The organism is Pseudomonas sp. Z18(2022), from assembly GCF_036346535.1.
In the GTDB taxonomy this organism is placed as follows: domain Bacteria; phylum Pseudomonadota; class Gammaproteobacteria; order Pseudomonadales; family Pseudomonadaceae; genus Aquipseudomonas; species Aquipseudomonas yamanorum_A.
In genome coordinates this window covers 134212-158273 of record NZ_JAOTOA010000002.1, presented here as the reverse complement: position 1 = coordinate 158273, position 24062 = coordinate 134212, and the positions used below count along the sequence as shown (strand labels likewise).

The window sequence follows — 24062 nt, the reverse complement described above, 5'->3', positions numbered from 1 at the left end:
CGGGTCAGTTGATTTACAGGTCGTCCAAATGAGCTTCAGCCCATTCACGCACCTCGGCGTAGGGATATTCCTCAAGCGCGGCGAAGCCTGGAATGCTCTTAGCCTTCAGCTTGGTAAACAACGGCACGCTGATCCCGCCCAGGAACCGCGTCAAGCGCTCAGCGCCCGGCAAGTGACCGTTGTACTCATGATGCCTGTGGATAAAATCACCGCACAGCGCCTGGAAGTTTTTATCCACAAGCGGCGGCAGGCTTGGTGGCGGCGGCAAGTGAGCGACATTACCGTGACACACCGAACAATGCCCGCATTGCCGGGGCGCATTTTCATCGCCGAAATAGTGCGCCAGGCGGTAACCCAGGCACTGCTCTGTGGCGAACAGATCCAGCATGGCGTGAATCCGCGCCACTTCCGTCACCTCGTGCTGCTTGAAGCCTGTGTATAACTTTGTGCTCAGCGCCTGTGGATCAAAGTCGGTATTGAGCAAGCTGTAAACCTCGGTCATCTGCTTGCTTTCCATCTCGATCAGGCCCTGTTCCTGGAAGTAATCCAGGGCCTTCACCACACGGTTGCGCTCGGCTTGATGCTGCTGGTAAAGCGCATCGAAATCCACGGTCGCCCAGGTTTTCGCGCGTTTGCAGACCTGGATAATCGCTGCGACAAACTGCTGCCGCTCGCCGGAAAAACGCGCGAGCAAGGCTTCTGGCTCAATCAGATACTTGAAACGGTATTCAGCGTAAAACGCATAGCGCGGCGCGATCACGCCCTTGAGTTCAAGCTGCACCAGCAAGGTCTTCAGCGGCAGTTCGCGGATGTTGCTCTGGTCCGAAAGCGAGCGGAGCAGGAACTCCCACTGCCCGTCACCACGGGATGCCTGTATCTCCTCAAGCACGCGGCGAATACCTTCCTGTTCCGGCGTGTCGCCGTACACAAAGTTTTCCAGAATATTCAGGCTGTCGCGATTCGCCAGAACCAGGCAGTCGGAAGGCTGCCCGTCACGCCCGGCGCGACCGATTTCCTGGCTGTAGTTCTCGATGGACTTGGGCAAGTCGAAGTGCACCACGTTGCGAATGTCGCTCTTGTCGATGCCCATGCCAAAGGCGATGGTGGCGACGATGCAGTTGGACTGGCCGCCCATGAATCGCCTCTGGATGCCCTCACGCTTATCGTGCGCCAGGCCCGCGTGGTAAGCCTCGGCCTGGATACCGTTGCGATTCAGATGCTCGGCGATATGTTCGGCGGTTTTCTGCAGGGTGACGTAGACGATGCTCGGCTGATTGGCCCGCTCCTTCATCCATGCCACCAGCCGTCGACGCTTGTCCTGGCCAGCGACGGGCTCCACCAGCAGGTTGAGATTGGAGCGGTAGAAGCCCGTGGTGATCACATCGTCCGGCGCAATGGCGAACTTGGCCTGCATGTCGGCGATCACCTTGGGCGTGGCGGTAGCCGTCAGCAACAACGCCTGTGGGATACGGAACTGGCGCTGGTAATCCGGCAGCTTCAGGTAATCCGGGCGAAAATTATGGCCCCATTCGGAAATACAGTGAGCCTCGTCCACCACCAGCAGCGAGATCGGCACGCTTTGCAGGAAATTGCGGAAACGCTCGTTCTTCAAACGCTCCACGGAGACCATCAGGATTTTCAGCTCGCCCGAACGCGCCCGGGCCATGACGTCATTGGCGTCATCCCGGCTCTGGGCCGAGTCGATGCTGCCCGCCGAAATACCGTGGCGCTGCAAGAAACCCAACTGGTCCTGCATCAACGCCAGCAACGGCGACACCACGAGCGTCAAATGCGGCAGCAACACGGCGGATAGTTGATAGCAAAGGGACTTGCCGGAGCCGGTGGGGAAAATCGCCGCCGCCGAACGGCCCGCCAGAATCGCGCTGACCGCCGCTTCCTGACCCAAACGAAACTGTGGATAACCAAAGACCTGTTGGAGGGTGTTGTGCATAAGCTGTCACTCCATTGACCGCTGAACGAGCCCAAAACATAGACCAGCGCATTCAGCGAATCGAGAAAGGTCGCAAGTTAAAAAGAGTCAGGATGATACACAGCCTGGGCAATGGAGTAGGCACCAGTAGGAAACGTTCCAACCTCGCGCAGGACGCATCTGCAAACCCATTGCGCTACAATCAAGCTTCGCACCGAGAGGACGCTGTCATGGCCGAACTGACGTTTGAGCAAAAGCAGGATCACTACGACAAGATCCGCCGATCCAACTACCTGGCCAGCCTGCGCCTGGAAGGGTTCGACACCCAGCCCGCCGACGTCGACAAACCCCTGCCGACCCGCGAAGCCGTCCTCGCCAAGTACCGCAACACGCCACGCTGATGCTCGACAAATACGGCGTGGGCCAGGACCCGTACTGCTACCCCGGTAGCAGCGTCCTGCGTAACCGCCTGGATTTGTTCGACGAAGAGCGCCTGCACCAGGCCGAGCGGGAACTGTCTGAAATTGCAGTAGGCAGCCTGCCGCTGTATCCCCCACCCTACGACCTTGAACGCCTGCAACACATACACCGCACACTGTTCGGCGACATCTACGATTGGGCCGGTGAGCTGCGCACGGTCAATATCCAGAAAGGCGACACGCTGTTTTGCACACCGGAGCGTATACCGCCCGAAGCCGCGAAAATCATCCAGCACGTGGCCCAGGCCAACTGGTTCGTTGGGGCTACCCAGGCCGAGTTGGTGACGCAAATCGCCGAGGCTTATGGCGACCTCAACGTGATCCACCCGTTTCGCGAAGGCAATGGCCGGGCGCAGCGGATTCTGTTCGAGCAGATCATCGTCAACGCCGGATTTTCGGTGAATTGGTGGTTGGTGAAGAATGCGGCGTGGATACCGGCGAATATTGATGCGGTGGCGTGTGATTACCGGGGGTTGGAGGCGATTTTTGAGCGGTGCATCAGCACCCCGCGCTGAGCAAAACATTGCTCAACTTGCACCGCAACGCCACCCCCACCTATAGTTCGCCCCGTCGCTGCAAAATCAGCGATCAGGTTTGGTCACCTGTACAGAGTTCGCATACGCACCCTCAGATGTCGTAGGCACATTCGTGCCCACACGCTTCATGGCGGCTGTGTTTGGGACGCCTTCGGGCGTGCCGGGTGAATCTCTGCCGGTTGACCAACCTGGACACAGTCCGCCACCCATCGCTTGGTCACGATGATGGCGGTTCTCCTAAATTACAGAGATCGAAATCAATGAGCGCTATAAATCCATCTGAAAATCGCTATCGCCTTCTGCGCACCAACTTCACCGATACCCATCCTCTGGTCATAGATACTGAAGCCGCTGCCGAAGACATTCAGTCCGCCGCACACCAACGCATCCGCGCTGCAGCCGACCTACTGGAAACCTTCTCCTGCCTGACCTTCGAACAGGCCGACCTCAAAGACATTTCCCACATCACCAACGCCCTGTATTTGCTGGTCCAGGATGGATGTGACCTGCTGGAAGCCGCCCAATACGGAATGATGCAACTCACCACCGCAGATGCCATAAAGCGAACACCCTCTGAGCAATCACACAGTTAAAAATGTGGGAGCTGGCTTGCCTGCGATAGCGGAGTGTCAGACAACACCTCTACCACTGACACACCGCCATCGCGGGCAAGCCCGGCTCCCACTTTTGATTTCTTCGCATGCGAAGTATCAATCCACTGCAAATCTAGGATAAGGCCGTAAGAAAACGCCGAGCGCCACGCCATATCCTTCCCAAACTGCTTCCCGCACCAGCCAATCCCTCTACAGAACTCACCGCAGCCTGACCGAAACTAGCGCCCCGTCATCTACTCGGCAGAAACCCCGTGAACCTCGAAAGGACTCAATACATCGGCCACTATGGCGTCACGTTCACCGTGATCCAATTTACCGTAACACCCCATAACCGACACAAACTCGCCACTCCCTGCTTGATTGACGCACAAGCCTCTGCTGACGCTCAAGCTGAAGGCGGAATCGACCCTCAACGCTCTACGTCCTCAATGCACGTGTACTCAAATGAGTCATAGTCAGATGCTCTACTTACAAGCAGCGTGCTTTTTCGCCGCTTACCTGCTGCTGCACTACCAAATCACCGACGCCACAATCAGAAAGCGATGTGCCCTCACCTTTCTAACGACGGCGCTAATCCTGACTTTCTGGCTACCCTACGTGGCCATCATTCTCAGCATTCAACTCCTCCCTATCGCCCTGTTCTTGATAGGCTTGGCACTGTTCATCACACGAAATAAATTCCGCCGGAAACGTAACCGCCCTCCTCACCCACTCCAACGTGCCCCCACCATGAACCTGGCCCCCAACTTCCCCGAAGACGCCGCCATGCAGCAGCTCCTGCAACTGCTGCACGACGAAATCGGCTTGCCTAAACACAAAACCATCCGCCTCGAAACCTCAATCAACCTGGACTTGGGCTGCGACGGCACCGAGGCCAAGCAATTCATTGAGGCGCTGGAACAGGATTTCGCCGTCGACTTGAACGACTACGACGCTTATCGTTACTTCCAGCCTCCGGTCTTTGATGTGTTCCTGAAACGCCGAGCCAAAGGTCGCGGCGATAAAATCCCGCTGACCATCGGCATGCTCTACCTGGCTATCAAGACTCAGCGTTGGGACACCCAAACCCTGGAAAATCTCAGCTGAACTGTAGGAGCCGGGCTTGCCCGCGATGAGGCCCGAACAATCAACACACCTATAAGCCAATACACCGTAGCCTCAAAAAAATAACAAGGACCTTACATGGACGTACTAATGGGCCTGCTGGCCGCCCTGCTCTGGGGCGGCACGGACTTTCTCGTGGGCCTCAACGCCCGAGCCGTCGGCGTAAAACGCGCGGTGTATTTCGGCCAGGCCCTGGGCTTCCTGATCATGACCCTGCTGCTGGTCATATTCCCCGCCTTCCTCGTCAAATCCCTCGCGGCACCGTTGAGTGTCTGGCTCCTTGGCGCCGCTGCAGCCCTGCTGACCGTCTCCGGCGCCCTCGCACTGTCCAAGGCCTTCTCCCTGGGCAAAGCGGCCATCGTCGCACCGCTGGTGACGTCCTACGGCGTCGTGACCACTTTACTGTCATGGGCCAGCGGCGAACACATCAGCCTGATCCAACTCGGCTGCATCGCTCTCTGCGTAGTCGGCGTGATCCTGTCCAGCATTCACAAGGACAACGGCGTCCCTCACAACAGCTCCAGCCGCTCGATTGCCTACGCAATGCTCGCAGCGTTGCTCTACGGCACAAGCTTTTGGGTGCAAGGCCGCTACACCCTGCCGACACTTGGCCCGGTCACGATGCTTTGGCTTGGCTATCTGGTAGGCCTGTGTGTGCTGGTGATGATGGTGCTTAAAGTCAAAGACGGCCTGAAAATCCCACCGCTGAAAAACTGCGCAACATTGACCGGGGCGAGCCTGATGAACCTTGGCGGGTTCTCGGCATTTTCGTGGGGCGCAATGGTGGGGTCGGTTTCCGTGGTGACGGTGATCAGCACCCTATCCGGCGGGATCGCGGCGATTTTGGGATTTGTATTTTTCAAGGAACGACTTTCAGCGATACAAGTAACCGGCGTGGTACTGGTGTTGGTGGGAGCGGTGGTTTTGCACCTCGTCGACTGATCCATCGCCCACAAAAAAGCCGCCCACAAGGGGCGGCTTTTTCACAACCGCCGAATCTTACAACTTCGGACCAGCCGCCTTGATCGCATCGCTCACTTCAAACTTCTTGAAGTTCTCGATGAACAGACCCGCCAGCGCTTTCGCGGCTTCGTCGTAGGCAGCCTTGTCAGCCCAGGTGTTACGTGGGTTCAACAGGCCGGTATCAACGCCAGGTACAGCCAATGGCACGTCCAGGTTGATGGTGTCCAGGTGCTCGGTCTCGGCACCGATCAACGCGCCGCTCTGGATCGCTGCAATCACGCCACGGGTGGTCGGGATGTTGAAGCGCTTGCCAACGCCGTAGCCGCCGCCGGTCCAGCCGGTGTTGACCAGGTAGACCTTGGAGCCGAAGCCGCGCACGCGCTTGATCAGCAGTTCTGCGTATTCACCGGCCGGACGTGGGAAGAATGGGGCGCCGAAGCAGGTGGAGAAGGTCGACTTGATGCCGCCGCCCGAACCCATTTCAGTCGAGCCCACCAGAGCGGTGTAGCCGGACAGGAAGTGGTAGGCCGCTTGTTCTTCGCTGAGGATCGACACGGGCGGCAGTACGCCGGTCAGGTCGCAGGTCAGGAAAATCACAGCGTTGGGCTCGCCACCGAGGTTTTTCTCGGAACGCTTGGCCACGTGCTCCAGCGGGTAGGCGGCGCGGCTGTTCTGGGTCAGGCTGACGTTGGTGTAGTCGGCGTGTTTGGCATCGTCGATCACCACGTTTTCGAGCACGGTGCCGTGCTTGATGGCTTTCCAGATAACCGGCTCGTTCTTCTCGGACAGGTCGATGCACTTGGCATAGCAACCGCCTTCGATGTTGAACACCACGCCCTCGCCCCAACCGTGTTCGTCGTCACCGATCAGGTAACGGCTTTCGTCGGCGGACAGGGTAGTTTTACCGGTGCCGGACAGGCCGAAGAACAGGGTCACATCGCCAGCTTCGCCGATGTTGGCTGCGCAGTGCATCGGCAGTACGTCGGAGGCCGGCAGCAGGAAGTTCTGCACCGAGAACATGGCTTTTTTCATCTCACCGGCGTAACGCATGCCGGCGATCAGGACTTTTTTCTGGGCGAAATTGAGGATCACGCAACCGTCGGAGTTGGTGCCGTCACGCTCTGGCACGCATTCGAAGTTGGCCACGTTGAGCACTTGCCATTCTTCACGACCGGCCGGGTTGTACTGGGCCGGGTTGATGAACAGGCAACGACCGAACAGGTTCTGCCAGGCAGTCTGGGTGGTCATTTTCACGGCCAGGTAGTGGTCTTCTGCAGCCCCTACGTGAACGTGGGAAACGAAATGCTCTTGCGCGTTGTTGAATGCCTCGACGCGAGCCCACAGGGCGTCGAACTTGTCGGCCGGGAACTTGCGGTTGATCGGGCCCCAGGCAATGGCAGCCTGGGTGGAAGGCTCTTCAACGATGAAGCGGTCGACTGGCGAACGGCCGGTACGATGACCGGTTTCTACGACCAGCGCTCCAGTATCGGCAAGCACGCCTTCACCGCGCTGCAGGGCTTCTTTGACCAGATCGTCAACACTCAGGTCAGTGTATACGGCGTTATTGGCTTGCGTCATGAGGTTCCCCGTCGGCCTATGGCCGAGTGCTCCAAACGTTTTGTAGTAGAAAGTTGCGCACTACTACCGCGAAAAAAGTGGGCCGGATTATGCCAGAAAAGCCCAAAAAGAGTAGGGCCCTCCGGTCAGAACGGCGGAAATCTGGCGTTTCTCAGGTGATTTACCTGTGCTTAAACGTTTTAGTGGCGGGTGCCCGAAGGGGTGTCGACGCCCGCGCCGGCGAATAATTGAGCAATATCGGCGGCGTCGAACAGGTAGCGCTGGTTGCAGAACTGGCAGTCGATCTCGATGTTGCCACCGTGTTCCACCACCAGATCCTGCGCGTCTTCCAGGCCCAGGCTGACCAGGGCAGTGGCGGAGCGCTCGCGGGAGCAACTGCAGTGGAAGCGCAGGGATTGCACGTCGAACAGGCGCACGGCCTCTTCGTGGTAAAGGCGGTGCAGGATGGTTTCGTTGTCCAGGCCCATCAGTTCTTCGGCTTTCAAGGTGCCGGCCAAGGCGGTGATGTGTGCCCAGCTGTCGGCGCGGTCTTCTTCATCCTTGATGCGGTCGGCCGGCAGTTGTTGCAGCAGCAGGCCACGGGCGCGCTTGCCGTCGGCGTTTAGCCAGAAGCGGGTGCCCACTTGCTGGGACATCACGAAATAGTTGGTGAAGCAGTCGGACAGGGTTTCGCCGTCAAGGTCGACGATACCCTGGTAGCGCTGGCCTACGGTCGGGTCGACGGTCAGTGCCAGTACGCCGTCAGGCATGAGGTCGGCCAGGGTCGCGTCGGGGGCGATGCGGTCGGCGTCGTAACGGGCCAGGCCACGGATTTCGCGCTCGCTGGAGCATTCGATCATCAGCAGCGGGATCGGGCCTTCGGAGCGGGCCTGCAGGATCAGCAAACCATCGAACTTCAGGGTGCCCACCAGCAACGAGGCGGCCGCCATCAGTTCGCCGAGCAACTGCGCGACCGGCTCCGGATAGGGGTGCTTGGCGAGGACTTCGGCATAGCTGCGCTCCAGGGCGACCAGTTCGCCGCGGGCGTCGCTGTCGTCGAAGATGAAGCGTTGGGTGAAGTCGGTATCCGGTAGATCAGTCATAGGTCTGGGTATCTGAATTGATGACAAAAAGATGACAAGGTTTATAGAATTGCACGCTTTAGCACTATTTTGGTGCGGCCTTCCACGGGAAAACGAAGCGCTTTAAAGCAAAGAGGAAACAGTTTATGAACAATCCGGGTTTGTTCCAAGCCAAGTGGAACCTCGGGCGATTGGCCCTGTGCAATTTACTCGCTGTGGGGCTGCTGTGTTTTTGGCTCTGGCCGGCGGGCCAGGCGCTCTGCGTGGTTTTCGACGAGTGGCTGTTTCATCTGCTCAACGACCCTCTTGCCAGCAGCCCCGCGTGGCTGCATGTGTGGGCGGTGGCCAGTTTGCGCCCGTTTGACGCGGTGGTCGGGGTGATTCTGCTGACGCTGTTGATCCGCGGCGACTGGGTGTTCAAGGCGATTGAAGTGCGCCCGGCGTTTTTCGGATTCCTGGGCATTCTGCTGCTGTTGCTGTTTATCCGCATGCTGTTTTCCAAGCTGGCGGCGCAGATGGGCTGGCAACACCATAGCCCGTCGATGGTGATCAGCGGGGCGATCCAGATGAGTGACTATTTCCCCGGCCTTGAAAAAACCTGGGAACTGAAGGACCGCTCCAGCCAGAGTTTCCCGGGAGATCACGCGTCAGTTTTGTTGATCTGGGGAATGTTCATGACCGTGTTCGCCAAGCGCATCGGCCAGGTTCTCGTGATCTGGGGCTTGGCGCTGCTGTTCATGATGCCGCGGCTGGTGGCCGGCGCACATTGGGGGCAGGACGATTACATCGGCGGGGTGTTGCTGGCGCTGTTGGCGTTGGGCTGGGGTTACTACACGCCGTTTGCAGCGAAGGTTTCGGGATTTCTGATGCAGGTGACGAGCCCGGTGTTCGAGTGGTTTCAGCGGGTGCCGCTGGTTAATCGCTTGAGCGTTATTCGCAGCGTTTGAAGCGAAGTTGCAGGAGCCGGCCTGGCTCCTGCGCTTTTACGGTTAATCATCGTTGCCACTGCCGCGAAACTTGAACAGGTCGCGCCGCTGCTTCTTGCTCGGCTTGCCGTCGGTAGTCATGCCCAGTGAACCAGCCTTGCGCATGGCCGCCGCGTTTTCGCGCTTGGCGATGCTGGCTTCGGTTTCGGTATACAAGGCCTGCGCCTCGGGAGCGCCCCTTCGCACAATTGAAAGCGCCTGGACCACCACGGTTCGCTCATCAAAACCGGCACGAATCTGGAACTCATCGCCAATGCGCGGCTCCTTGCCAGGCTTGCAGCGCTCGCCCCGCCAATGCACTTTGCCACTCTCGATAGCCGCCTTGGCGAGGGCACGGGTCTTGAAAAAGCGCGCCGCCCACAACCACTTGTCCAGACGGACTTTTTCTTCCTCTTCCTGCTTCTGAGCCACTTGAATTCCTCGCTCTGAAAAATGTCGCAACTTTACCGTTGAAAGCCTTCAACGCATAAACCCTTGAGCTCACCTAAGATACGCCAGGTAGCAACCTGTTTTCGCGAGGTTAACGCGTGACCGACTTTCCCATTTCACTCACCTCGCCCAAACAAGGCTGCGCGGGTTGCCAGCAAAGCGAACCGCTGGGCTTTGAGTTTGCCTTCGCCTATCAGCCTATCGTGGACCTGCGCGACCACTCGGTCTTCGCCCATGAAGCCCTGGTGCGCGGCGTTAAGGGTGAGGGTGCGTTGTCGGTACTTGATCAGGTCAACGACAGCAATCGCTACCGTTTCGACCAGCAATGCCGCACCAAGGCCATCGCCACCGCCTCGACACTGGGCCTGCAGACGCACCTTTCAATCAACTTCATGCCCAATGCGGTCTATCGGCCCGAGTTGTGCATTCGCAGCACCCTGGAAGCGGCCCGCACGCATAATTTTCCATTGGACCGGCTGATTTTCGAGACACTGGAAAGCGAGCACGTAGATAACTATCGCCATTTGACGAATATTCTGCGTGAATACCGCGAATTCGGCTTCAAGACCGCCATCGACGATTTCGGGGCGGGCTATTCGGGGCTGAACCTGCTGGCCGATTTCCAACCTGACTTGATCAAACTCGACATGGCGCTGATCCGCGATGTCGACCGTGATCGTGTCCGTCAGGTGATCGTCCGGGGGATTGTCACAATCTGTGAGCAGTTGGGCGTTACTGTCATCGCCGAAGGTATCGAAAGTGCCGGCGAGCGGGATTTCCTCGCCGACTGTGGAATATTTCTGATGCAGGGCTACTGGTTCGCCAAGCCTGCATTCAAAGCCCTGGCCGAGGTTTCACCTGGCGCCTGGGCGAATTAATTGCCGGTTATTCATATTGAAGACATTTGACCATTTGACCGTTGTGGGTCTGCGTGAGTGGGTGGCACTTCCCGACTTGGGAGTGGCTGGCCTGCGCGCCAAGATCGACACCGGCGCCAGTACCTCAAGCCTGCATGCCACCGAGATCGAGCCATTTGAGCGCGACGGTGCAAAGTGGGTGCGCTTCACCGCGCACCTGGGCAGCGTGGTGCAACTGCGTCACCGGCGTTGCGAAGCGCCGCTGGTGGCGATGAAAACCATTAAAAGCTCCAACGGCCAGGCCCAGGTGCGGTATGTGATCAGCACCACTCTGGCCCTGGGTGATCGGGTGTGGCGGGTGGAATTCACCCTCGCCTGCCGCAAGGCGATGCGTTACCGGCTGTTGCTGGGCTCCAAGGCTCTGATTGACGGCCAGCTGGTGGTCAATCCCGGGCTCAAATACGTTCAAGACAAGCCGGTGTTCCCGGTATCTACTACCTCTGCCACAGGTGTTGCATGAAGATCGCTGTGCTGTCGCGTAACCCGCGTCTGTATTCCACCCGTCGCCTGGTCGAGGCCGGCACCGAACGTGGCCATGAGATGGTGGTGATCGATACGTTGCGCGCCTATATGAACATTGCCAGTCATAAGCCGCAGATCCACTACCGGGGCAAGCCGCTGGAAGGCTTCGATGCGGTGATCCCGCGTATCGGTGCTTCGGTGACGTTCTATGGCTGCGCGGTGTTGCGCCAGTTTGAAATGATGGGGGTCTCGCCCCTGAATGAATCGGTGGCCATCGCCCGTTCGCGGGACAAGCTGCGCTCGCTGCAGTTGCTGTCGCGCCGTGGCATCGGCTTGCCGGTCACCGGTTTTGCACACTCCCCGGACGATATTCCCGACCTGATCGAGATGGTCAACGGCGCGCCGCTGGTAATCAAGGTACTGGAAGGTACCCAGGGCATCGGTGTGGTGCTGTGTGAGACGGCAACGGCCGCCGAGTCGGTGATCGAGGCGTTTATGGGCCTCAAGCAGAACATCATGGTGCAGGAATACATCAAGGAAGCCGGCGGTGCGGATATCCGCTGCTTCGTGGTGGGCGACAAGGTGATTGCCGCGATGAAGCGTCAGGCCAAGCCGGGGGAGTTCCGCTCCAACCTGCACCGTGGCGGCAGCGCCAGCCTGATCAAGATCACCCCGGAAGAGCGCATGACGGCCCTGCGCGCGGCCAAGGTCATGGGGCTGAGTGTGGCGGGTGTGGATATCTTGCGTTCCAACCACGGGCCGTTGGTGATGGAGGTGAACTCGTCACCGGGCCTGGAAGGGATTGAAACCACCACCGGCAAGGATGTGGCGGGGATCATCATTCAGCATCTGGAGAAGAGTGGTGGGCCGAATATGACGCGCACCAAGGGCAAGGGTTAATCCCCCCTGTAGGAGCTGGCTTGCCTGCGATACAGGCACCTCGGTTTTTCTGGCGAACCGCGGTGATGCCATCGCGGGCAAGCCCGGCTCCCACACAAGCCCGCTCCCACATTTAATCTGTGTTGGGTGTTAGACCGCGTCTCTAGGCAGCATCAGCCCCAACGGCAAACGCACTCGTGCTTCCAGGCCGCCATCCGGCCGGTTGCGCAATTCAACATTGCCGCCATGCATCGAAGCAATTCGCCGCACAATCGCCAGCCCCAGGCCGGTGCCCTTGCCACCCCGGGCACGGTCGCCACGGGTGAACGGGTTAAAGATGCCTTCCAGTTCCGCCGGATCGATACCGGCGCCACGGTCCATCACACTCAGCACGACGTAAGGCGCGCTGGTATCCCCGGACACGTACGCCGCCACTTCCACATCGGAACCGGCGTGATGCAAGGCGTTGCCAATCAGGTTGTTCAGCAACCGCTTCATCGATACCCGGCGCAACGCGAACGGCTGGATCGGCTCCAAACGCATGCGAACCTGCTCGCCGTTCTGGTTGTAGGGCGCCACCACTTCACGTACCAGGTCCGTCAGGTCGACCTCTTCCACCACTTCGTCGCGACCGTCACGGATAAACGCCAGGAACTGGTCGAGAATCGCGTCCATGTCCTCGATGTCGCGAACCATGTCGTCGGTCAGGTCGGTGTGGTTGCCCATCAGCTCCAGGGACAGCCGCAACCGCGTCAGCGGCGTGCGCAGGTCATGGGATACCCCCGCCAGCATCAGCTCGCGTTCGCGTCCCGCCTGTTCGACATCCTCGGCCATCTGGTTGAACGCGCTGTACACCTCGGTCATTTCACTCGGTGTATCGCTGATGGGCAGGCGCACACTGCGGCCCTGGCCCAGTTGGCGTGCGGCAAACACCAGGCGCTTGAGCGGCTGGTTGAGCTGGCGCACGAAAATCCAGGCAGACGCGGTGGAAAGCAAACCAATCGCCAGGAACCAGCCCAGCACGTTCCAGATCTTCTGCCCCCGCAGCGGATGCGGATACAGCGGCACCTTCAGCCAGTCCTCGCCCAAGCTTGGCGCCCGCACCCACAGTGCCGGCGACACATGCATGCGCAGCCGCACCTCGGTGTCTTCACCCAGTTCGGCCTGCATCTGGCGTTGGTAGATTTCGCTGTAGGGCCAATGTTGCTCGCCCTCGGGCACGCCTGCGCCCGCAACCCGAACCAGGGTAGCGGCCTTGGCGATCTTCTCGCGGTTCTCGGGGTCTGCGGCCCAGTAGGCGCGCAAGGTCAGGGCGACACCGTGGCTGTACTGCCGGTCCACCAGCACGTCTTCGTTCATCAACAGATAAACCAGTGTCAGGGCCTTGGAAAACAGTACGACGATGAGCACCAGCCAAAGGGTGCGTGAGAAGAAACTCTGCGGGAACCACAACGGGGTTTTCATAAAAGACAGCTGGACACCTTGCAGGCGCGAGCGAAGCTCGCAGAATTGCAAACGCCGGGCAACCGGCTGACTCTTATCGAGTCATCACCGGCAGGCCCGCCTCTGCAAATCATTGGTCACTTGGTTGCAGTGCCGTCCGGCACAAACACGTAACCCACACCCCACACCGTCTGGATATAACGCGGCTTGGATGGATCGGGCTCGATCATCCGGCGCAGACGGGAGATCTGTACGTCGATGGAGCGCTCCAGGGCGTCCCACTCCCGGCCTCGGGCCAGGTTCATCAGCTTGTCGCGGGTCAGCGGCTGGCGAGCGTTCATCACCAGTGCCTTGAGCACGGCGAATTCGCCGGTGGTCAGCATGTGCACTTCATCGCCACGCTTGAGCTCACGGGTGGCCAGCGACAGCTCGTAGTCACCGAAGGTCACGCTTTCGTCTTCGCTGCCTGGAGCGCCCGGTACCGGGGCGGCCTGGCGACGCAGTACGGCCTTGACCCGGGCCATCAGCTCATCCGGGTTGAACGGCTTGGCCAGGTAATCGTCGGCGCCCAGTTCGAGGCCCTTGATGCGGCTCAGCTCATCGCCCTTGGCGGTCAGCATGATGATCGGGATCTGATTGTTGGCGCCGCGCAGGCGTTTGCAGGCGGTCAGGCCGTCTTCGCCGGGCAGCATCAGGTCCAGCACCACCAGGTTGAAGACTTCACGTCCCAACAGGCGGTCCATCTGTTCGGTGTTTGGCACCGCGCGGGCACGATAGCCCTTGGAGTTGAAGAAACGCTCCAGCAGGCTGCTCAGCCCCGGATCGTCATCAACGATGAGAATTTTTTCGCCTTCAGCAGTTTGTGCAGTGCTGCTCATTAGATGCTCCTCTTATCTCGGCGCGCATTATGGCGTAGCTGCCGTTATACGCACCGTGTGCATTGTTAGCAGATTTTTCCTCTACCGCCAGCGAACCCGCGCCCTACAACCTTGGCCGCAATCCCCCCAAGGGCGGAACGCTGGTTATAATGCGGCGCCTTTGTGCAGGGCAACGTCAGTTCGTTACCGCTTACTGCCAGGGGATTTTTTTACCCGCTTGTAGTGATTTTTTCGATTTCGAGGGTCAATAGGCTGCCTCTTGACCCAGGCAGCGGCGCCAGTCGGGCCGCTCAACCAGCCTCGCAAGCCTTGTTTTCCGGGCCTGCGAGCCTGCTTTCAGAATTTCAGGTGGTTTTATGGACAGCATCAACAGCCGCATCGCCGAGGAACTCGGTGTACGCCCACAACAGGTCGAAGCGGCCGTCGCTCTACTGGATGAAGGCTCCACGGTGCCCTTCATCGCCCGTTACCGTAAAGAAGTCACCGGCAGCCTCGATGATATCCAGTTGCGGCATCTGGAAGAGCGCCTGCGCTACCTGCGAGAACTCGACGAACGGCGTATCAGCATCCTCGCCAGCATCGAAGAGCAAGGCAAGCTGACCCCGCAACTGGAACGCGACATCAAGCTCGCCGACACCAAGACCCGCCTCGAAGACTTGTACCTGCCGTACAAGCAGAAGCGCCGCACCAAGGGCCAGATCGCCCTGGAAGCCGGCCTCGGCGAGCTGGCCGACGGCCTGTTCAACGACCCGTCCCTGGCCCCGGAAAGCGAAGCCGCACGCTTTGTCGATGCCGAAAAAGGCGTCGCCGACGTCAAGGCCGCCCTCGAAGGCGCCAAGTACATCCTCATGGAGCGTTTCGCCGAAGACGCCAACCTGCTGGAAAAACTGCGCAGCTACCTGAAGCAGGAAGCCACCCTCAGTGCCCGCGTAATCGCCGGCAAGGAAGAGGAAGGCGCCAAGTTCCGCGATTACTTCGAACACGACGAGCCGCTGAAAAGCATGCCGTCCCACCGCGCCCTCGCGATTTTCCGCGGTCGCAACGAAGGTATTCTGAGCTCCGCGCTGAAAGTCGGCGACGAGCTGCCGGGCACCATGCACCCGTGCGAAGGCATGATCGGTCAACAATTCGGCATCCAGAATCAGAATCGTCCTGCGGACAAATGGCTCGGTGAAGTCGTGCGCTGGACCTGGAAGGTCAAACTCTACACCCACCTGGAAACCGACCTGCTGGGCGAACTGCGCGACGGCGCCGAAACCGAAGCCATCAGCGTGTTCGCCCACAACCTGCACGACCTGCTGCTGGCCGCGCCGGCCGGCCCGCGCGCCACCCTGGGCCTCGACCCGGGCCTGCGTACCGGCTGCAAGGTTGCCGTGGTTGACGCCACCGGCAAGATGCTCGACCACGCCACGGTCTACCCCCACGTGCCGCACAACAAGTGGGACCAGACCATCGCGATCCTGGCCGCCCTGTGCGCCAAGCACTCGGTAGACCTGATCGCCATCGGCAACGGCACCGCCAGCCGTGAAACCGACAAGCTGGCCGCCGAACTGATCAAAAAATACCCAGGCATGCAGATGACCAAGGTGATGGTCTCCGAGGCCGGCGCTTCGGTGTACTCCGCCTCGGAACTGGCTTCCAAGGAATTCCCGGACCTCGACGTGTCGATCCGTGGCGCCGTGTCCATCGCTCGCCGCCTGCAGGACCCACTGGCCGAACTGGTGAAGATCGATCCGAAATCCATCGGTGTCGGCCAGTACCAGCATGACGTGTCGCAGCTGAAGCTGGCCCGCGGCCTGGATGCGGTGGTGGAAGACTGCGTGAACGCCGTCGGTGTCGACGTGAACACCGCCTCGGTTGCGCTGCTGGCTCGTATCTCCGGCCTCAACGCGACCCTGGCGCAGAACATCGTGACCCACCGCGACGAGAACGGTGCGTTCAAGACCCGTGCAGCGCTGAAAAAAGTCGCACGCCTGGGCGAAAAAACCTTCGAACAAGCTGCCGGCTTCCTGCGCGTCATGAATGGCGACAACCCGCTGGATTCCTCGGCCGTTCACCCGGAAGCCTACCCGCTGGTGCAACGCATTGCCGCTGAAACCGACCGCGACATCCGCTCGCTGATCGGCGACGCCGCGTTCCTCAAGCGCCTGGACCCGAAAAAGTACACCGACGAAACCTTCGGCGTGCCGACCATCACCGACATCCTGCAAGAGCTGGAGAAACCTGGCCGCGACCCGCGCCCCGAGTTCAAGACCGCCGAGTTCCAGGAAGGCGTCGAAGACCTCAAGGACCTGCAACTGGGGATGATCCTCGAAGGCGTGGTCACCAACGTGACCAACTTCGGCGCGTTTGTGGATATCGGCGTGCATCAGGACGGTTTGGTGCACATCTCTGCGCTTTCGGAGAAGTTCATCAAAGACCCTCGCGAAGCGGTGAAAGCCGGTGACGTGGTCAAGGTGAAAGTCATGGAAGTCGACATCCCGCGCAAACGCGTCGGCCTGTCGATGCGCATGAGCGACACCCCCGGCGAGAAAATCGACGGTGCCCGCGGCGCACGCCCAGGCTCTGCGCCACGCCAGTCCCAAGGCAGCGCACCGCGCAAGGAAACCGCAGCCCCAGCCCCGGCCAATAACGCCATGGCTTCGCTGTTCGCCAACGCCAAACAACTGAAGAAACGTTAATGGAACTGCCAGCCGGCTTGACCCACAGTGCTTTCAGCGAACTCATTGGCTGCCGCCTGCAACGCCTGGAAACCGGTGTTGCCGAGGTGGCCATGACCCTGGAACCACAGCTGCGCAACCGCGCTGGCAAACTCCATGGCGGGGCGATCTTCAGCCTGGTGGACATTGCCATGGGGCTGGCGTGTTCCAGCTCCCATGGTTTCGACCAGCAGAGCGCGACCATCGAATGCAAGATCAACTACATCCGCGCCGTTTCCGACGGCGACGTGCTGTGCACCGCGCGGGTGATTCACCCCGGCCGGCGCACGCTGGTGGTCGAGGCTGACGTGTACCAGGACGAAAAACTGGTCGCAAAAGCACAAGGCACCTTCGCTGTCCTATAGCTCCCTGTCATCGATTTGAGTTAATTTCGGCGCTGCGAAAGTTGCGCCGAACTTTTCTTCGTGCGCGATAGCCAGATTCAAGGACGAGGGCGGCTCTTTCAGAGTGGGTCAATCCGGCTCGAAAACCAGGCGATAACGCCAGTTTCCACTTCACCCTTGTAGACCGTCCTGCCCACCCCCATATTGGGGCGACTGACGCGTGAAGGAATCCAACTTGAGCGAACTTCTCAACCGCCGCCTGGCATTGCTCGGCAAGCACGAACACCTCTCTTTGCTCGAGCAATGCCTGCACGGCATCGAGCGCGAATGCCTGCGCGTCACCGGTGAAGGCCGACTGGCACAAACGCCGCATCCCGAGGCCCTGGGCGCTGCACTGACCCACGAACAGATCACCACCGACTATTCCGAGTCGCTGCTTGAGTTCATCACGCCGGCCCTGCCCAACCCGGCCGACACCCTGAGCAGCCTCGACAAGATCCACCGTTTTGCCTACAGCAAGCTCGGCAACGAGTACCTGTGGAGTCCATCGATGCCGTGCCCGTTGCCGGCCGAGGAAGATATTCCGATTGCCTACTACGGCACCTCCAACATCGGACAGCTCAAGTACGTGTATCGCAAGGGCCTGGCCCTGCGTTACGGCAAGACCATGCAGTGCATCGCCGGGATCCACTACAACTTTTCCCTGCCGGAAGACCTCTGGCCGCTGCTCAAGGAAGCCGAAGGCTTTGTGGGCACCGACCGGGACTATCAGTCCACGGCCTATATCGCACTGATCCGTAACTTCCGCCGCTACAGCTGGCTGCTGATGTACCTGTTCGGTGCCTCGCCGGCCCTGGACGCGGGTTTCCTGCGCGGTCGCTCGCACCAGCTTGAAGTGCTGGATGCCGACACCCTGTACCTGCCGTACGCCACCAGCCTGCGCATGAGCGACCTGGGTTACCAGAGCAACGCCCAGGCCGGCCTGACGCCGTGCTACAACGACCTGGCGAGCTACACCGACAGCCTGCGCGAAGCGGTGGCAACGCCCTACGCACCGTACGTCGAAGTCGGCACCCATAAGGACGGTGAGTGGGTACAGCTCAACACCAACATCCTGCAGATCGAAAACGAGTACTACTCCAACATCCGGCCCAAGCGCGTGACCTACACCGGCGAACGGCCGATCCAGGCGCTGATGGCCCGTGGCATTCAGTACATCGAAGTGCGCTGCCTGGACATCAACCCGTTCCTGCCGATGGGTATCGACTTGCAGGAGTCGCGCTTCCTCGATGCGTTCCTGCTGTATTGCGCACTCAACGACAGCCCGCTGTTCGCCGACAACGAGTGCGGCAACGCCACCTCCAACTTCCTCAGCGTGGTCAAGGAAGGTCGCCGTCCGGGCCTGCAATTGCAGCGCCGTGGCGAATCGGTGGACATGAAGGAATGGGCGGCCGAGCTGCTGGAGCAGATTGCTCCGCTGGCAGCCTTGCTGGACCAGAGCCAGGGCATCACTGAGCACAGCCAGGCGCTGGACGCCCAACTGGCGAAGGTCAAGGACTCGTCCCTGACCCCGTCGGCCCAGGTGTTGGCGGCGATGAGCGAACGTAAAGAGAGCTTTGCGCAGTTTTCGCTGCATCAGAGTCAGGTGCACGCCGAGCATTTCCGCAGCGAGCCGTTGAAGGCTGAGGAACAGGCACGCTTTGAGGAACTGGCGCGTAATTCGCTGGCGCAGCAGGCGGAGCTGGAGCAGAACGAAGTGGGCGACTTTGACGTGTTTGTCGGCTCGTACCAGGCGAGCATCCTCGCCATCAGCAACTAAAGGCCTTACGCAAAACCCTGTGGGAGCCGGGCTTGCCCGCGATGCAGGCGCCTCGGTACTTCAGTAGTACCGAGTCGATGCCATCGCAGGCAAGCCAGCTCCCACATTTGACCTCTGCAGACCCAAGCTTCAGGTTCACTTCTCCTCATAAGCTAATTCGAAAATGTTATTTATTTTCGGATTCTTAGATCATTTAGTCTTCTCACACGCCGACCTCCGGCCGCCTGATGAGGACTCTCCCCTTGAAACTGCACTTCCCCCTTCGCCTCCTGGCGGCCTTGTCCCTGGCCGGTGCCAGCCTGTTTGCCCAGGCCGCCGACGTGACCATCGCTTACCAGACCACCGTCGACCCGGCGAAAGTCGCCCAGGCCGACGGCGCGTACGAAAAAGCCACCAACGCCAAGATCGACTGGCGCAAATTCGACAACGGTGCCGACATCATCGCCGCCATCGCTTCCGGCGACGTGCAGATCGGCTACCTCGGTTCCAGCCCGCTGACCGCTGCGGTAACCCGCAAGGTGCCGGTGGAAACCTTCCTGATCGCCACCCAGATCGGCGGTGCCGAAGCCCTGGTGGCCCGCAACGGTTCCGGGATCAACAGCCCGCAGGACCTGATCGGCAAGAAAGTCGCCGTGCCATTTGTTTCCACCGGCCACTACAGCCTGCTGGCCGCGCTGAAGCACTGGAACATCGACCCTTCGAAAGTGACCATCCTCAACCTCGCCCCGCCGGCCATCATCGCCGCCTGGAAGCGCGGTGATATCGACGCCACCTACGTGTGGGACCCGGCCCTGGGCGTGGCCAAGGAAAACGGCAAGGTGCTGATCACCTCCGGCGAACTGGCCAAGTTTGGCGCGCCGACCTTCGATGCCTGGATCGTGCGTAAGGATTTCGCCGAGAAGCACCCGGAAATCGTCACGGCTTTTGCCAAAGTCACCCTGGATGCCTACGCCGCTTACCGCAAAGACCCACAAGCCTGGCTGGCTGACAAAGGCAACGTCGACAAACTGGTGAAGCTCTCCGGGGCCAAGGCCAGCGACATTCCGCTGCTGCTGCAAGGCAACGTGTACCCGCTGGCGGCTGACCAGGTGACCCTGCTCGGCGCACCGACCACCAAGGCCGTCACCGACACTGCTGCGTTCCTCAAGGAACAAGGCAAGGTCGACGCCGTACTGCCGGACTACGCCCCGTACGTCAGCCCGAAGTTCATCACTAACTGATACCAGGAGTTAACCGCGATGGCCTTGCTACAACTGGAGCGCATCAGCGCACAGTACCCAGGCAGCCCGGAGCCAGTACTGGCAGATATTTCCCTGAGCCTTGGGCCCCAGCAATTGCTGGTGGCCCTCGGCCCTTCCGGCAGTGGCAAGACTTCGCTGTTAAACCTGATTGCCGGTTTTGTCGAACCCAGCGCCGGGCGCATCACCCTTGACGGCGTGCCGGTGAAAGGCCCCAGCGCCGAACGCGGCGTGGTGTTCCAGGACGACGCCCTGCTGCCCTGGCAGGACGTGCTGGCCAACGTCGGCTTCGGCCTGGAACTGGCCGGCGTGTCCAAGGCCCAGCGGGAAATCCGCGCCCGGGAAATGCTCGCCCTGGTGGACCTCGCCGGTTTCGACAGTCGCCGCATCTGGCAACTTTCCGGCGGCCAGAAGCAACGCGTCGGCCTGGCCCGTGCGTTGGCTGCCGACCCACGCGTACTGCTGATGGACGAACCCTTCGGCGCCCTCGATGCCTTCACCCGCGAACAGATGCAGGAGCTGTTGCTGCAAGTCTGGCGACGCACGGCAAAACCCGTCTTCCTGATTACCCACGACATCGAAGAAGCGGTGTTCCTCGCCACGGACCTGATTCTGCTGGCACCCAACCCCGGGCAGATCGTCGAGCGCCTGAGCCTGGACTTCGGCCAGCGCTACGCTGCGGGCGAATCGGCACGGGCGATCAAGTCCGACCCGCGCTTTATCGAAACCCGCGAACACGTGCTGGGCAAGGTGTTCTCCCAACGGCAGGTGTCCGCATGAGCAGTTACGAATTACCGGCCACGGCCGCCAAGCCGGCGACCAAACCCGTCACGCCCGTACGCCGCAGCCTGAGCACCCGCTGGATCAGCGTGCTGACCCTTCTCACTCTGGTTGCCATCTGGTGGGCCGTAACCGCCAGCGGGCTGATCGAACCGCTGTTCCTGCCACCGCCTTCGGCCGTGCTGCAAAAAGGCTGGCTGCTGGCGACCACCGGCTACATGGACTCCACCCTGTGGCAGCACCTGGGTGCGAGCCTCAAGCGTATCGGCCTGGGCCTCGGTTTTGCGGTGCTGACCGCCGTGCCGGTGGGCATTGCCATCGGCTCCAATCGCATCGCCCGGGGCATTCTGGACCCGCTGATCGAGTTCTACCGGCCGATTCCACCCCTGGCTTACCTGCCGCTGATCGTGATCTGGTGCGGCATCGGCGAGCTGTCCAAGGTGCTGCTGATCTACCTGGCGATTTTTGCGCCGATCGCCATCGCGACCGCCACCGGCGTACGCACTGTCGACCCGGCCAAGTTGCGCGCTGCGCAGTCGTTGGGCGCAACACGGGCACAGCTGATTCGCCACGTGATCCTGCCGAGCGCCCTGCCCGACATCCTCACCGGCGTGCGGATTGGCCTGGGTGTCGGCTGGTCGACACTGGTGGCCGCCGAGCTGATCGCCGCCACCAGCGGCCTGGGCTTCATGGTGCAGTCCGCGGCGCAGTTCCTGGTCACCGATGTGGTGGTGCTGGGGATTCTGGTGATCGCACTGATCGCCTTCGCCATGGAAATGGGCTTGCGTGCCCTGCAGCGCAAACTGGTGCCTTGGCATGGCCAGGCACACTAAGCACATATTCGACGAGAACCCCATGAGCAGCCTGACCGTAACGCCTCTCAGCACCGCCCTTGGCGCCCAGATCAGTGGCGTCGACATTACCCAACCGCTGACCATCGAACACCGCGACGCCATCGAACAGGCGCTGCTCAAGCATTCGGTGCTGTTCTTCCGCAACCAGCCAATCAACCCGCAGCAACAGGCGCGGTTCGCGGCACATTTCGGCGACCTGCACATTCACCCGATCTACCCCAACGTGCCGGAACAGCCTGAAGTGCTGATCCTCGACACCGCCGTGACCGACGTGCGCGACAACGCCATCTGGCACACCGACGTGACCTTCCTGCCAACGCCAGCCCTCGGCGCGGTACTCAGCGCCAAGCTGTTGCCGGAGTTTGGCGGCGATACGTTGTGGGCCAGCGGGATTGCCGCGTATGAGGCGTTGTCGGAGCCGTTCAAGAAACTGCTGGACGGTTTGACGGCAACCCATGACTTCACCCGATCCTTCCCGCTGGAGCGTTACGGCAACACGCCGGAAGACCTGGCGCGCTGGGAAGAAGCCCGGCGCAAGAACCCGCCGCTGTCTCATCCGGTGATTCGTACGCACCCGGTGAGCAGGCGCAAATCGCTGTTCGTCAGTGAGGGGTTCACCAGCAAGATCAACGAACTGGAGCCGGCGGAAAGTGAAGCGGTGTTGAAGCTGCTGTTTGCACACGCCACCCGGCCGGAGTTCACCATTCGCTGGCGCTGGCAGGAAAATGACGTAGCGTTTTGGGATAACCGCGTGACCCAGCATTACGCGGTGGATGATTACCGGCCGCAACGGCGGGTGATGCATCGGGCGACGATTTTGGGGGATGTGCCGTTCTAGAAAGAACGCTACAGATCTAATGTGGGAGCGGGCTTGCCCGCGATAGCGGTGGGTCAGCGACATATTCATCGACTGGTACTCCGCCATCGCGGGCAAGCCCGGCTCCCACAGGTGACCGGGGTTGATTCAGAAACCGCTTATTCAGCCGTAGACGGCTTTTCCCACAAGTTGATCCCGCCTTCCTGGGCAAACCGATCAATCTCCGCCAGCTCCTGCGCACTGAAGCTCAGGTTCTGCAACGCGCCGACGTTTTCAATGATCTGCTCCGGCCGGCTCGCACCGATCAGGGCGCTGGTGACCCGTGGATCACGCAACGTCCACGCCAGCGCCATCTGCGCCAGGCTCTGGCCACGGCGCTTGGCGATTTCGTTCAACGCACGCGCGTGGGCAATGTTGGCCTCGGACAAGTGCTTGGCCTGCAACGAACCACCACCCGGACGATTCACCCGTGCATCCGCCGGTACGCCGTTGAGGTATTTGTCGGTGAGCAGGCCCTGGGCCAATGGCGTGAACGCAATCACCCCGGCGCCGAGTTCTTCGGTGACGTCCAGCAGGTCTTTTTCCACCCAGCGGTTGAGCAGGTTGTAGGCCGGTTGGTGGATCAGCAGCGGGACTTTCCACTCTTGCAGCAGCGCTGCGATCTCGCGGGTTTTCACGCCGGAATAAGACGAGATCCCGATGTACAACGCCTTGCCCTGTTGCACGGCGGTGGCCAGTGCGCTGGCGGTTTCTTCCAGTGGGGTGTCGGCATCAAAACGGTGGGAGTAGAAGATGTCCACGTAGTCGACGCCCAGGCGTTGCAGGCTCTGGTCGAGGCTCGCCAGGACGTACTTGCGCGAACCGCCGCCCTGGCCGTATGGGCCCGGCCACATGTCCCAGCCGGCCTTGCTGGAGATGATCAGTTCATCGCGGTAGTGCTTGAAGTCTTCGCGCAGCAAACGGCCGAAGTTGATCTCGGCGCTGCCGTACGGAGGGCCATAGTTGTTGGCCAGGTCGAAATGGTTGATCCCCAGGTCGAACGCGGTGCGCAACAACGCGCGCTGGGTGTCGATGGGGGTGCTGTCGCCAAAGTTGTGCCACAGCCCCAGGGACAGTGCCGGCAGCACCAGTCCGCTGCGACCTACGCGGCGATAAGGAATAGATTCATAGCGGTTTTCGGCAGCAATGTAAGTCATCGAATCCTCTCTGGTCTTATGAGCAAATAAGGCCTGGGAATAACGATATTCCCAAG

The 24062-nt window shown here is 60.5% G+C and carries 23 protein-coding genes; 16 read left to right on the top strand and 7 right to left on the bottom strand.

Going from position 1 to position 24062, the window contains the following annotated elements; all coding sequences use genetic code 11:
• Positions 1-13: 13 nt before the first annotated feature.
• Positions 14-1951 carry a RecQ family ATP-dependent DNA helicase gene (locus tag V3W39_RS06055; protein ID WP_330212355.1) on the bottom strand — a complete coding sequence of 646 codons (1938 nt, stop codon included), beginning with the start codon at positions 1949-1951 and terminating at the stop codon, positions 14-16.
• A 209-nt stretch (positions 1952-2160) separates the two neighbouring features.
• Here V3W39_RS06055 and V3W39_RS06050 point away from each other — a divergent pair, with 209 nt between their 5' ends.
• From V3W39_RS06050 to V3W39_RS06030, 5 genes are all read left to right on the top strand, one after another.
• A complete protein-coding gene (locus tag V3W39_RS06050; RefSeq protein WP_003213201.1) occupies positions 2161-2331 on the top strand; it encodes a YhfG family protein in 171 nt (56 codons plus the stop codon).
• Complete coding sequence (locus tag V3W39_RS06045; protein ID WP_330212354.1) at positions 2331-2924, top strand: putative adenosine monophosphate-protein transferase Fic; 594 nt, start codon at positions 2331-2333, stop codon at positions 2922-2924. The genes V3W39_RS06050 and V3W39_RS06045 overlap by 1 nt, the downstream gene beginning before the upstream one ends.
• 281 nt (positions 2925-3205) lie before the next feature.
• A complete protein-coding gene (locus V3W39_RS06040) occupies positions 3206-3538 on the top strand; it encodes a hypothetical protein (RefSeq protein WP_177075921.1) in 333 nt (110 codons plus the stop codon).
• A 750-nt stretch (positions 3539-4288) separates the two neighbouring features.
• Positions 4289-4645: a DUF1493 family protein gene (locus tag V3W39_RS06035; RefSeq protein WP_177075920.1), complete on the top strand. Its 357-nt coding sequence runs from the start codon at positions 4289-4291 to the stop codon at positions 4643-4645.
• A 108-nt stretch (positions 4646-4753) separates the two neighbouring features.
• Entirely contained in the window at positions 4754-5605 is an 852-nt protein-coding gene (locus V3W39_RS06030; RefSeq protein WP_330212472.1) for a DMT family transporter, read from the top strand.
• Positions 5606-5662: 57 nt separating this feature from the next.
• Here V3W39_RS06030 and V3W39_RS06025 read toward each other — a convergent pair whose 3' ends face one another.
• Positions 5663-7204 carry a phosphoenolpyruvate carboxykinase gene (locus tag V3W39_RS06025; protein WP_177040941.1) on the bottom strand — a complete coding sequence of 514 codons (1542 nt, stop codon included), beginning with the start codon at positions 7202-7204 and terminating at the stop codon, positions 5663-5665.
• A gap of 179 nt (positions 7205-7383) precedes the next feature.
• A complete protein-coding gene (hslO, locus tag V3W39_RS06020) occupies positions 7384-8286 on the bottom strand; it encodes an Hsp33 family molecular chaperone HslO (protein WP_177040939.1) in 903 nt (300 codons plus the stop codon).
• Positions 8287-8411: 125 nt separating this feature from the next.
• On the opposite strand from hslO, the gene V3W39_RS06015 reads away from it, so the two are divergent.
• On the top strand, positions 8412-9212 hold the full coding sequence (locus V3W39_RS06015; protein ID WP_330212353.1) for a phosphatase PAP2 family protein: 801 nt from the start codon (positions 8412-8414) through the stop codon (positions 9210-9212).
• 42 nt (positions 9213-9254) lie between these two features.
• Here V3W39_RS06015 and V3W39_RS06010 read toward each other — a convergent pair whose 3' ends face one another.
• A complete protein-coding gene (locus tag V3W39_RS06010) occupies positions 9255-9662 on the bottom strand; it encodes an RNA-binding S4 domain-containing protein (RefSeq protein ID WP_003213184.1) in 408 nt (135 codons plus the stop codon).
• Positions 9663-9778: 116 nt separating this feature from the next.
• Between V3W39_RS06010 and rimA the strand changes: the two genes are divergently transcribed.
• From rimA to rimK, 3 genes are read left to right on the top strand one after another with little or no spacing between them, the layout of a single operon-like run.
• A complete protein-coding gene (gene rimA / locus V3W39_RS06005; RefSeq protein WP_294738513.1) occupies positions 9779-10558 on the top strand; it encodes a S6 modification regulatory phosphodiesterase RimA in 780 nt (259 codons plus the stop codon).
• Between the two features lie 16 nt (positions 10559-10574).
• The gene (gene rimB, locus V3W39_RS06000) at positions 10575-11057 is read left to right on the top strand and encodes a retropepsin-like aspartic endopeptidase RimB (protein ID WP_026078048.1); all 483 of its coding nucleotides are present in this window, start codon (positions 10575-10577) and stop codon (positions 11055-11057) included.
• A complete protein-coding gene (gene rimK / locus V3W39_RS05995) occupies positions 11054-11959 on the top strand; it encodes a 30S ribosomal protein S6--L-glutamate ligase (RefSeq protein ID WP_003213178.1) in 906 nt (301 codons plus the stop codon). The genes rimB and rimK overlap by 4 nt, the downstream gene beginning before the upstream one ends.
• A gap of 129 nt (positions 11960-12088) precedes the next feature.
• Here rimK and V3W39_RS05990 read toward each other — a convergent pair whose 3' ends face one another.
• Together V3W39_RS05990 and ompR are read right to left on the bottom strand one after the other, a co-directional pair.
• The gene (locus V3W39_RS05990; protein ID WP_003213176.1) at positions 12089-13402 is read right to left on the bottom strand and encodes an ATP-binding protein; all 1314 of its coding nucleotides are present in this window, start codon (positions 13400-13402) and stop codon (positions 12089-12091) included.
• Between the two features lie 116 nt (positions 13403-13518).
• The gene (ompR, locus tag V3W39_RS05985; protein WP_003213175.1) at positions 13519-14259 is read right to left on the bottom strand and encodes an osmolarity response regulator transcription factor OmpR; all 741 of its coding nucleotides are present in this window, start codon (positions 14257-14259) and stop codon (positions 13519-13521) included.
• Positions 14260-14615: 356 nt separating this feature from the next.
• On the opposite strand from ompR, the gene V3W39_RS05980 reads away from it, so the two are divergent.
• The 7 genes from V3W39_RS05980 to tauD all read left to right on the top strand — a co-directional run bounded on the left by V3W39_RS05980 (position 14616) and on the right by tauD (position 22831).
• Positions 14616-16940, top strand: coding sequence for a Tex family protein (locus V3W39_RS05980; RefSeq protein WP_177040933.1), 2325 nt, complete (start codon positions 14616-14618; stop codon positions 16938-16940).
• Positions 16940-17323 carry a PaaI family thioesterase gene (locus V3W39_RS05975; RefSeq protein WP_008435797.1) on the top strand — a complete coding sequence of 128 codons (384 nt, stop codon included), beginning with the start codon at positions 16940-16942 and terminating at the stop codon, positions 17321-17323. The genes V3W39_RS05980 and V3W39_RS05975 overlap by 1 nt, the downstream gene beginning before the upstream one ends.
• 214 nt (positions 17324-17537) lie before the next feature.
• Positions 17538-19121, top strand: a complete 1584-nt coding sequence (gshA, locus tag V3W39_RS05970) for a glutamate--cysteine ligase (protein ID WP_177075914.1) — start codon at positions 17538-17540, stop codon at positions 19119-19121.
• A gap of 242 nt (positions 19122-19363) precedes the next feature.
• Positions 19364-20341, top strand: a complete 978-nt coding sequence (gene tauA / locus V3W39_RS05965) for a taurine ABC transporter substrate-binding protein (protein WP_003213167.1) — start codon at positions 19364-19366, stop codon at positions 20339-20341.
• An 18-nt stretch (positions 20342-20359) separates the two neighbouring features.
• The gene (tauB, locus tag V3W39_RS05960; protein ID WP_177040929.1) at positions 20360-21139 is read left to right on the top strand and encodes a taurine ABC transporter ATP-binding subunit; all 780 of its coding nucleotides are present in this window, start codon (positions 20360-20362) and stop codon (positions 21137-21139) included.
• Complete coding sequence (tauC, locus tag V3W39_RS05955; protein WP_259195180.1) at positions 21136-21972, top strand: taurine ABC transporter permease TauC; 837 nt, start codon at positions 21136-21138, stop codon at positions 21970-21972. The genes tauB and tauC overlap by 4 nt, the downstream gene beginning before the upstream one ends.
• 22 nt (positions 21973-21994) lie before the next feature.
• A complete protein-coding gene (gene tauD / locus V3W39_RS05950) occupies positions 21995-22831 on the top strand; it encodes a taurine dioxygenase (RefSeq protein WP_330212352.1) in 837 nt (278 codons plus the stop codon).
• A gap of 137 nt (positions 22832-22968) precedes the next feature.
• Here the strand turns inward: tauD and mgrA are convergent, their stop codons facing one another.
• Positions 22969-24006: an L-glyceraldehyde 3-phosphate reductase gene (gene mgrA, locus V3W39_RS05945; RefSeq protein ID WP_003211877.1), complete on the bottom strand. Its 1038-nt coding sequence runs from the start codon at positions 24004-24006 to the stop codon at positions 22969-22971.
• Positions 24007-24062: the final 56 nt, after the last annotated feature.